The organism is Candidatus Thiopontia autotrophica, from assembly GCF_982804495.1.
Window position 1 is genome coordinate 1 of record NZ_CEYDPX010000033.1, and the last position, 10,468, is coordinate 10,468.

At 48.8% G+C, this 10,468-nt stretch carries 9 protein-coding genes; 2 read left to right on the plus strand and 7 right to left on the minus strand.

Annotated elements, in window-relative coordinates:
* From ybeY to AC3ZFK_RS07900, 5 genes are all read right to left on the minus strand, one after another.
* The coding region (gene ybeY / locus AC3ZFK_RS07880) for an rRNA maturation RNase YbeY (protein WP_487507370.1) at positions 1-422 on the minus strand (422 nt) is incomplete at its 3' end.
* The gene (locus tag AC3ZFK_RS07885; protein ID WP_487507371.1) at positions 397-1,392 is read right to left on the minus strand and encodes a PhoH family protein; all 996 of its coding nucleotides are present in this window, start codon (positions 1,390-1,392) and stop codon (positions 397-399) included. The genes AC3ZFK_RS07885 and ybeY, both read right to left, overlap by 26 nt.
* Complete coding sequence (gene miaB, locus AC3ZFK_RS07890; RefSeq protein ID WP_487507372.1) at positions 1,392-2,726, minus strand: tRNA (N6-isopentenyl adenosine(37)-C2)-methylthiotransferase MiaB; 1,335 nt, start codon at positions 2,724-2,726, stop codon at positions 1,392-1,394. The genes AC3ZFK_RS07885 and miaB overlap by 1 nt, the downstream gene beginning before the upstream one ends.
* Positions 2,727-2,996: 270 nt before the next feature.
* Complete coding sequence (locus AC3ZFK_RS07895; protein WP_487507378.1) at positions 2,997-4,259, minus strand: ammonium transporter; 1,263 nt, start codon at positions 4,257-4,259, stop codon at positions 2,997-2,999.
* A 41-nt stretch (positions 4,260-4,300) separates the two neighbouring features.
* Entirely contained in the window at positions 4,301-4,639 is a 339-nt protein-coding gene (locus AC3ZFK_RS07900) for a P-II family nitrogen regulator (RefSeq protein ID WP_487507373.1), read from the minus strand.
* Positions 4,640-4,924: 285 nt separating this feature from the next.
* Between AC3ZFK_RS07900 and AC3ZFK_RS07905 the strand changes: the two genes are divergently transcribed.
* Together AC3ZFK_RS07905 and hrpA are read left to right on the plus strand one after the other, a co-directional pair.
* Positions 4,925-6,010, plus strand: coding sequence for a mechanosensitive ion channel family protein (locus AC3ZFK_RS07905; protein WP_487507374.1), 1,086 nt, complete (start codon positions 4,925-4,927; stop codon positions 6,008-6,010).
* The gene (gene hrpA, locus AC3ZFK_RS07910; protein ID WP_487507375.1) at positions 6,010-9,783 is read left to right on the plus strand and encodes an ATP-dependent RNA helicase HrpA; all 3,774 of its coding nucleotides are present in this window, start codon (positions 6,010-6,012) and stop codon (positions 9,781-9,783) included. The genes AC3ZFK_RS07905 and hrpA overlap by 1 nt, the downstream gene beginning before the upstream one ends.
* On the opposite strand, the gene AC3ZFK_RS07915 is transcribed toward hrpA, so the two are convergent.
* Both AC3ZFK_RS07915 and AC3ZFK_RS07920 read right to left on the minus strand, forming a co-directional pair.
* Positions 9,784-10,002: a hypothetical protein gene (locus tag AC3ZFK_RS07915; RefSeq protein ID WP_487507376.1), complete on the minus strand. Its 219-nt coding sequence runs from the start codon at positions 10,000-10,002 to the stop codon at positions 9,784-9,786.
* Positions 10,003-10,231: 229 nt separating this feature from the next.
* Positions 10,232-10,468 (minus strand): hypothetical protein (locus AC3ZFK_RS07920; RefSeq protein ID WP_487541587.1); only part of this gene is annotated, 237 nt, incomplete at its 5' end.

A 10,468-nucleotide genomic window follows, 5' to 3' on the forward strand; every position in this document is an offset into this window, starting at 1 on the left:
GCCTCCATTATCTCAGCCTTGGCAGATTCAATATGATCCATCCCCAGCAGATGCAACAGGCCATGAATCACCATATGTGCCCAGTGCGCCTCCAACTCCTTGCCCTGCTCCATGGCCTCCTGTTCAACCACTGAGGCACAGATAACAAGATCGCCCAATGGAAACTCAATTGGCAGATTATCTGATGCCTCAAAGGGAAAAGAGAGGACGTTGGTTGGATAAGAGTTGTCCCTATAACGACTATTTAGATCGGCGCTCTCCTCCTCATTGACCATACGAACTGTCAATTCACCGGAGGCTGATGACTCTATCTCATCTATTGCAACTGTTACCCAGCGAGACAGATCTGACTCTGTTGGAATATATTCAGCTTCTGTCGCAACCTGAACAACAACATCAATCACGACTGTCTGTCCTGCCATGCTCTGCTTCGTAGGCACGAACTATCTTCTGTACCAGTGGATGCCGCACCACATCAAAGGAGTGAAAAAAGGTAAACCCTACCCCATCCACATCCCTCAATACCTCAGTCACATGGCGCAGTCCAGACTGGGTTGTACGCGGCAGATCAACCTGGGTAACATCACCGGTAACCACAGCAGTAGATCCAAAACCTATCCTGGTCAAAAACATCTTCATCTGCTCTATCGTTGTGTTCTGTGCCTCATCCAAAATAATGAATGCATCACTCAGGGTGCGCCCACGCATAAATGCAAGCGGCGCAACCTCAATCACATTTCGCTCAATAAGCTTGGTGACCCGCTCAAACCCTAACATCTCATATAGAGCATCATAAAGTGGGCGCAGATATGGGTCTATCTTGTCCGACATATCTCCCGGCAGGAATCCCAACTTCTCTCCCGCCTCGACAGCTGGACGAACCAGGACCAGTCGTCTCACCTCCTCACGCTGGAGCGCATCTACTGCACAGGCAACGGCAAGATAACTTTTACCGGTACCTGCCGGACCAATTCCGAAAACAAGATCCTGGGTAACAACCTGATGCATGTAACGGCGTTGGCGTGGACCACGAGGACGAATTATCCGATTACGAGTCTTTATCACCACCTCGGGGATTGAACGTTCTGCCTCTGCACTCTCCTCGTCTTCCATCTCCCGATTATCCAGCTGCACCTCTTGCAACAACAGGTGTACAACATCGGGAGAAATCTCATGTTCTGTAGCCTCGTTATAGAGAGATTCCACAACCCTGACTGCAAGCTCAACAGAACGTTTATCTCCAACAATCCTGAACTGCTCTCCTCGATAATTTATCTCTACCCCAAGACTGGCCTCCACCTGCCGAAGGTGTCTATCTGACTCACCACACAGATTGGCTATCCGTTCTGTCTCAAACTCCTCAAAAACAACCTCACGTACTATCGGTGACACTAGTTTGTCTCCATCATCTGGCCGCGCAGAGAATTTGGCAGAGCCTCTGTTATCAATACATCAACAAACTCTCCTGTCAGAGTAAGTGGGCCATCAAAATTTACGACACGATTGTTCTCGGTACGTCCTGCCACCTGAGTACCGGGTCCTCTCCTTGCTGGTCCCTCTACCAATACCCTCTGGGTGGAACCAACCATCTCCCGGCTTATATCCATCGCAATCTGATTAAGTCTCTCCTGGAGGCGTGACAATCTCTTCTGTTTAATCTCGCGAGGAACATCATCAGGCAGATCTGAGGCGGGGGTTCCTGGACGCGGACTGTAGATAAAGCTGAATGATCTATCAAAACGCAACTCTGCAATCAGATCCATGGTTGCCATAAAATCCTCCTCGGTCTCGCCGGGAAAACCGACAATAAAGTCTGAGGATAGCCCAAGGTCAGGCCTGATCTCACGCAACTTGTGAATGGTGTCACGATATTCGTCAATAGAGTGACCTCGCTTCATCATCGCAAGAATATGGTCAGAGCCACTCTGCACCGGCAGGTGAAGATGACTTACCAGCGTTGGCACCTCTGCATAGGCCTCTATTAATGGTGCAGTCATCTCGATTGGATGTGATGTTGTGTAGCGAATACGCCCCAGCCCCTCCATGGCATCCAGGTAATGGATAAGAGTAGCCAGATCGGCAATCTCGCCATCCTCCATCTCACCGCGGTAGGCGTTTACATTCTGCCCAAGCAGGGTTATCTCCCGCACCCCCTGTGCAAGTAGTCCCGCCACCTCCGCCAGAACATCATCAAATGGACGGCTCACCTCCTCACCTCGGGTGTAGGGGACCACACAGAATGTACAGTACTTGCTACACCCCTCCATAATGCTCACATAGGCCGTTACCCCATTGGCCTGTGGCTCTGGCAGACGATCAAACTTCTCAATTTCCGGGAAAGAGACATCAACCACCGCCCTCTCTTTTGCTCTAACTGCATCCACCATCTCCGGTAGGCGGTGCAGTGTCTGCGGACCAAACACAAGATCCACAAAGGGAGCTCGCTTGCGAATCGCATCACCCTCCTGACTGGCAACACACCCTCCAACACCAATCAGAACATCGGGACGACTCTCTTTAAGTGGACGCCACTGGCCAAGCTGAGAAAAGACCTTCTCTTGTGCCTTTTCACGCACTGAGCAGGTATTCAGAAGTAGCAGATCAGCATCTTCCGGGGTTTCCGTACGTACATAGCCATGAGACTTCTCCAACAACTCCACCATACGGGCAGAGTCATAGTCATTCATCTGGCAACCAAAGGTTTTGATCAGAACTTTTTTGAGCATTAAACTGTATATAGCCTATTTAGTAATAGTCGAAATCTCTTTTTGACGAATTAGCTGCTCCCTGTTTTCGGGCTGTTTTTCAGAGTGAAGCCTGTCAGTGTTTGAGCGCAGCGAGTTATGACAGGCGCTGAAAAATGGTCTTAAAACAGGGGGAAAAGCAGCCTCTGAGGAGAGAAAGAGATTTCGACTATTACGTATGCAATTACCTATTAAGAAAAAAGGGATGGTGCAATTTTACACCATCCCCGTTTTGGTAGTGGAAAAAGAGGGTCAGAGATCGTAACCACGCTCCTCATGAGAGGCAATATCCAGCCCCTCTGTCTCTTCATCTGCCGAGACCCGAAGACCACCGGTTATCATCCCAACCAGCTTCAGGATGACCCAGGTTGCAACTGCTGTATAGAGAACCGTTGCAACGACACCAATAAACTGAACCCAAACCTGGCCGCCAATGGTTACGCCCTCGGCAAGGCCCTGACCACTGAACAGCCCCAACTGACTGGAGGCAAAAATACCTGCCATCAGAGTGCCAATAATTCCACCAACTCCATGAATCGGGAATACATCAAGTGAATCATCAATTTTCAGTACCCGCTTGATTACCAGTACCGCATTGAAGCAGACCGCTCCGGCAACAATACCAATCACCAGCGCACCAGCCGGTCCCACAAAACCAGATGCCGGGGTAATGGTGCCGAGACCAGCAATAATACCGGTTACCGTACCCAGTGCAGTTGGCTGACCAAATTTTTTCCACTCATAAAACATCCAGGTAATAGCGCCCGCGGCGGCCGATATATGGGTTGCCAGCATCGCCATTGCTGCATCCCCATTTGCCGCCAACGCACTTCCGCCGTTGAATCCAAACCATCCAACCCAGAGCATTCCTGCACCCATTACTGTCATAGTCATATTGTGTGGAGGCATTGCAGTGGTGGGAAAGCCCTTGCGTGGGCCGAGCACTATAGCCGCTACCAGTGCAGCAACACCAGCCGTGATGTGGACCACAGTACCACCTGCAAAGTCGAGCAGTCCCATCTGTCCCAGCCAGCCACCACCCCATACCCAATGGGTAATCGGTGAGTAGACAACCAGCAACCAGATTGCCGAGAAGAGCAGTACCGCAGAGAACTTCATACGCTCTGCAAAACCACCAACAATCAGCGCTGGGGTAATGACTGCGAAGGTCATCTGAAAGAGTGCAAAGAGAGACTCGGGAATATCACCACTTAAAGTCTCCTCCTGAATGCCCGCAAACATGATGTTAGAGAGCCCGCCAACAAAACCATTGCCCTCAGAGAAGGCGATGCTGTAGCCAACCACCAACCAGAGGATGGAGGAGATGCCAGCAATGGCAAAACACTGCATAAGAATAGAGAGCACATTCTTGGAGCGAACCAGGCCGCCATAGAAGAGTGCCAGACCCGGCAGGGTCATGAATAGTACCAGTGCTGTGGATGTCAGTATCCATGAGGTGTTGCCACCATCAAGTGTAGCCCCCTCAGCAAGTGCGACACCAGGAATAAGGGCCATAACAGTTGTAAAAATCTTTAACATTTCTAGCTTCCTTTCTATTACACAGCTTCAGGGCCAGACTCACCGGTACGAATTCTAATGGTCTCTTCCAGAGCAGAGACAAATATCTTTCCATCTCCAATCTTTCCAGTATTTGCTGTATCCCGAATTGCCTCGATCACCCGATCAAGCATCTCTGCCTTGATTGCAATCTCAAGCTTCACCTTGGGCAGAAAGTCAACCACATACTCTGCACCTCGATAGAGCTCTGTATGCCCCTTCTGGCGACCAAATCCTTTAACCTCAGTCACCGTTATTCCATTTACTCCAATCTCAGAGAGAGCCTCTCGTACATCGTCCAGTTTGAATGGCTTGATGATTGCTGTAACCATTTTCATATCAACTTGTCTCCTGTCACTTTGCAGATAGAATTTCTGCAATGCTGTTCAAAAATAATGTATTCCACATATAATGGACCATAGAAAGCAACTACTGTGCCACCTCAACATATTCAACCAGTTATCTACAGGGGGCTCAACAAACATATCATGCAATGCTCCACAATGGTGCATTATAATTACATCGCGCACCATTTTTGTCCTCTCCTCTCTCGCTGTACCCGACTCCATAGGACGCCACACAATATCCACCCTTACTGAATTGACGGGGTATACTCTATCCTCATGATTGATACACTATCCACGATGATCGAACACCAACACTGGATATTTCAGGTGTTTGCTGTTGTTCTTGTTGCACTCACCATTGATCTGATGCAACGAGTCACCCTTAGTCGACTTCATACAAAGGCCGAGAACAAAACCAAAAATCTCTGGGATGATGCCATTCTGAGGGCACTACGACGCCCACTAAGCATGCTGATATGGATTACTGGAATTGCATTCAGCGCAAAGATTGCTCAACATGAGGCCCCCGCTGTTATTTTTGAGGCTATTGATCCACTGCGTGACATTGGGGTCATCAGTGCATTGACATGGTTTCTTTTTCTCCTCTCAAAGGAGGGGCAATCAGCCTATATAGAGGGTCAGAAACGTGCTGGGGAGACGGTTGATGAGACTATGGTCGACTCAATCAGCAGGCTGTTGCGCAGCTCTATACTTATTACCGCTACACTGGTCATGCTACAGACCCTGGGATACAGCATCTCTGGTGTTCTCGCTTTTGGGGGCCTTAGTGGTGTAGTAGTCGGCTTTGCCGCCAAGGACCTGTTGGCAAACCTGTTTGGTGGCCTGATGATTCATCTTGATCGTCCCTTTGCAATCGGAGACTGGATTCGCTCGCCAGATCAGAATATTGAGGGCACAGTAGAGAAGATAGGATGGCGTTTAACCAAGGTTAGAACCTTTGACAAGCGCCCACTCTATATTCCAAATGCCACTTTCTCCAACATAAGTGTTGAGAATCCTCAGCGCATGTCACATCGCAGAATAAAGGAGACCATCGGCATCCGTTATGAAGATGCCGCAAAAATGGCTTCCATTATCCAGAAAGTTAAAACCATGCTGGAGCAGCATCCAGAGATCGACTCAACCCAGACCATGATCGTCAACTTCAACAGCTTTGCCCCATCATCTCTCGACTTTTTCATCTACACTTTCACAAAAACCACAAACTGGATACGCTTCCACGAAATCAAGCAGGATGTACTGTTGCAGATTGTCGGAATCATTGAGAATGAGGGTGCCGAAATTGCCTTTCCAACCTCAACTCTTCATGTGCCAGAACCGGTAACTCTGACAGAAAAATAATGGTGCCCCCTGTAGTGGAGCCACCTCTGCCAATCGAGTTCGACTCCTCACTACCTATAAACCAGAGGCGTGAAGAGATAGCCCAGGCTATCCACAAACACCAGGTTATTATCCTCTGCGGCGAAACCGGATCAGGCAAGACGACACAGCTCCCAAAGATCTGTCTCTCTATTGGGCGAGGGGAGAGACAGAGAATTGGACATACCCAGCCACGGCGCATTGCTGCGCGTGCAGTAGCCAACCGTATCTCTGAGGAGCTAAAGAGCAATATTGGAGAGCTTGTTGGGTTCAAGATCAGATTCAGTGATCACAGTAGCAAACGCAGCCGCATAAAGCTGATGACAGATGGAATTCTTCTCGCCGAAGTTCAATCTGATCCTCTGCTCAAACAGTACGACACCATAATTATTGATGAGGCACATGAACGAAGCCTCAATATCGACTTCCTGCTTGGATACCTGCGACAACTGCTCCCCAGAAGGCCCGACCTGAAACTGATCATAACCTCTGCCACCATAGATCCTCAGCGCTTCTCAAAACATTTCTCGAATGCGCCGATTATTGAGGTTTCAGGACGTACCTACCCGGTTGAGGTTCGTTATCGTCCTGGAGATGATGGTGAGGATGAAAATGAAATCAAAAAAAGTCGCGACAGAAGCAACCGGCAAAACAGCGCCATCCTCGAGGCCATCAATGAGCTCTCCAGAGAGGGGCCTGGAGATATCCTGATTTTCTTTAGTGGAGAGCGGGAGATAAGAGAGGCGAGTGAGTTTTTAAGTCGTTCCAAAATCTCTCAAACAGAGATACTCCCTCTCTTCTCCAGGCTCTCTGCCAAAGAACAGAACCGTATCTTTAGCGCACACTCCAGCCGTCGCATTATTTTATCAACCAATGTCGCTGAAACATCCCTGACTGTTCCAGGTGTCCGTTATGTGATAGACACGGGAAGCGCCAGGATTAGTCGTTATAGCCATCGTAGCGGCATTCAGAGACTACCTATTGAGAAGATCTCACAGGCCGCGGCCGATCAACGCAAGGGACGTTGTGGACGCGTCAGCAATGGAATCTGTATTCGCCTATATAGTGAAGATGATTTTGAGACACGCCCGCCCTTTACCGATGCTGAAATTCTGCGTACTCACCTGGCACCAGTCATCCTTCAGATGGCCGCTCTGCGACTGGGTCAACCAGACCAATTTCCATTTATCGACCCCCCTGATCTACGTCTGATTAGAGATGGGTACAGGTCTTTACACGAACTTGGAGCTGTAGATACAGACAGTCAAATCACTCCGCTGGGAAGAAAGATTGCACGCTTCCCGGTTGACCCGCAGATTGCACGCATGCTGCTCGCGGCAGATCGTGAAGGTAGCCTGAGCGAGATTCTTATCATTGCTGCAGCTCTGACCATTCAAGACCCTCGTGAACGCCCTCTGGATGCTCAACAGGCTGCAGATGAAAAACATGAACCGTTTGAGGATGAGAAGTCAGATTTTCTATTTTTTATTAATCTCTGGGAGTTCTTTCAACAACAACGTAACTCCCTCTCCAATAATCAGCTGAGAAAACTTTGCAAGACCAACTTTCTGTCATGGATGAGAATGCGGGAGTGGCGAGAGATACATGCTCAGCTAAGGCAGATATCCCTGGAGATGGGGCTCACTGAAAACAACCATCCAGCCGACTACGGGATGGTGCATCGTGCCCTATTGACCGGGCTATTGAGCCACATCGCAATGGGTGGTGAGAAACATCTCTATAGTGGTCCTCGCGGGATTCAGATGCGCATCTGGCCAGGATCAAGCCAATTCAAGAGCCATCTGAAATGGCTGGTAGCCGCAGAAAAGGTTGAAACCTCACAACTTTACGCCCGTACCGTTGCCCGGATTGAACCTGAGTGGATTGAACGAATTGGCAAACATATACTTAAGAAAAGTTATGCAGAACCCCACTGGGAGAAGAAACGGGGCCAGGTAGCGGCCTTTGAAACAGTGACCATATATGGGCTCCCCATTGTTGCAAGACGGAAAACCAACTATGGTCCTATCGATCCGGCAGAGTGCAGAAAGATCTTTATTCGCTCGGCACTTGTTGAAGGTGAACTCCATACTCGTGGCACATTCCTCAAAAAAAACCTTGGACTTATCGGAGAGATTGAGTCACTGGAGGCAAAATCACGTCGCCGGGACATCCTGGTGGATGAAGAGGTGCTTTATCAGTTCTATGAAGAGAGAATACCGGCAAAGGTACATAGCACTCCCACATTCGAAAAGTGGCGAAAAGAGGCTGAAAAGAGAGAGCCGTACCTGCTGCATCTAACACAAGAGAGCCTTATGCAACACAAGGCGGAATCAGCCAGTGATGCAGAACAATTCCCTGACCATATAACCATAGGTCATACCAGGCTTCCTCTCTCATACCATTTTGAACCAGACAGCCCCGAGGATGGCGTAACCCTCACTATCCCTGCTGAGATGCTCAAACAACTTAATCCTGAACAGTTTGATTGGCTGGTGCCGGGACTGCTAAGAGAGAGGGTTATCGCCATGATTCGCGCACTACCGAAAACGTGGCGCCGGAATTTTGTGCCTGCTCCAGATTTTGCTGATGCAGTTATTCCATCACTATCTCCATCAGAAGGGGCGCTTGGACCACAACTCTCATCCAGATTAAGAAAAATTACCGGGGTAACACTACCCAAAGATATCTGGAAAAAGACAACACTTCCGAACCATCTGAGAATGCGCTTCCAGGTTATTCAAGCTGATGGAGTAATCAATAAAACTGGACGCTCCTTAAGCCAGCTAAAAAGCGGAGATGGTGATAAGGGTCATGTCACCAAACCTGGCAAGACGGCAACAGCTACCGCCCACAACCCACCCCAGCCATATCCACTGGAGCGTAACAGAATAGAGAAGTGGGATTTTGGCGAGCTCCCAGACTCCGTTGAGGTGGAGCGTCATGGCATCATCATGACTCTATATCCAGCACTGGTTGCAGACAACAACCGAATATCACTGAAACTGCTGGAGACGGAAGAGCTGGCACATGCAGAAAACATCAATGGCATCTCTCAACTGTTCTTGCTGCAACAGCGTTCTGCCATGGATAAGATGATCAGAAACGATGTCGACCAACAGCAACTCTGTCTTCACTATCTTGCGCTTGGAAAGTGCAAATCCATACTTTATGAGTTACAACTGATAACAGCAAGAGAGGCGTTTTTTCTTGGCGACAAGAAAATTCCAACAAACGGTGAACTGTTCAAGACACGGTCTCAACAAGCTATTCAATTGGTGCCAAATATCCTGAGAGAGAACACAGCACTTGTACAAGATATCCTGAAAAGAGATCATGAATTGATGCGCCAACTCAAAGGGAGCATCTCACCTGTTCATCTGATGACCTACTCAAGGATAAAATCACATATCGAAAAACTGGTCTATCCAGGGTTTTTATCTGCCACCCCCAGAGAGTGGCTCCACCATATTCCACGTTATCTTGAGGCCTCAAAGAGAAGATTAGAGAAACTTGTGCAGAACCCACAACGCGACAGGAAATGGGAACAATCAATTGCCCCGTTATGGGATCCGTTTGAAAAGAAGCTGATCAACTGGGGCTCACTCCCCTCACAGACCAACGAAAACAGCCGTCAACACATTGAATACCGCTGGCTACTTGAGGAGTACAGGGTCTCCATATTCGCCCAGGAGCTGGGGACAAAAAAACCGGTCTCTGCAGACCGACTCAAAAAAATCTGGCAAACACTTTAATCAGTCATCGCCCCATGGAATCGGTTCTCGCTCTGTAGTTAAGAGCTTGGCCCCGGCATGCTCATTGGGAGCATGAATCATCTTGACCTGATAATTATCCGCAACCACAAGCTCCTCTCTTAACGCACGGGCACGATCACGAGCGTCACGATACTTCTCATGTTGCTCAATTACCTCAACCTGACGACTAGGAAACATCTTGAATAGAAAATACGGCATCTTCTTAAGGAACCTCTGAAAAAGCTTAACGGGATGGGGGTTTGGGGGAAGGTCTCTACAGGTGTTGTTGTAACATACTAAACCATAACCCCTTCCCCCATAGAATAACTTGTAAAGGAGATCTGATTGGGTCACGAAGTGACTTAATCAGAGCTTCCTTAACGAATAGAACCCATACCACCACCTTCAGTGATGGTATGGGTATGTGGCAATGACAGCTACCGAAACGTTACCGTTTCGCTTTTTTCTTCGCTGCCTTTTTCTTCTTGGCCGCCACCTTCTTCTTAGGAGCCGCCTTTTTCTTCTTGGCCGCTACCTTCTTCTTGGGAGCTGCCTTTTTCTTCTTGGCCGCTACCTTCTTCTTGGGAGCCGCCTTTTTCTTCTTGGCCGCTACCTTCTTTTTAGGGGCCGCCTTTTTCTTCTTGGCCGCTACCTTCTTTTTAGGGGCTGCCTTTTTCTTCTTGGC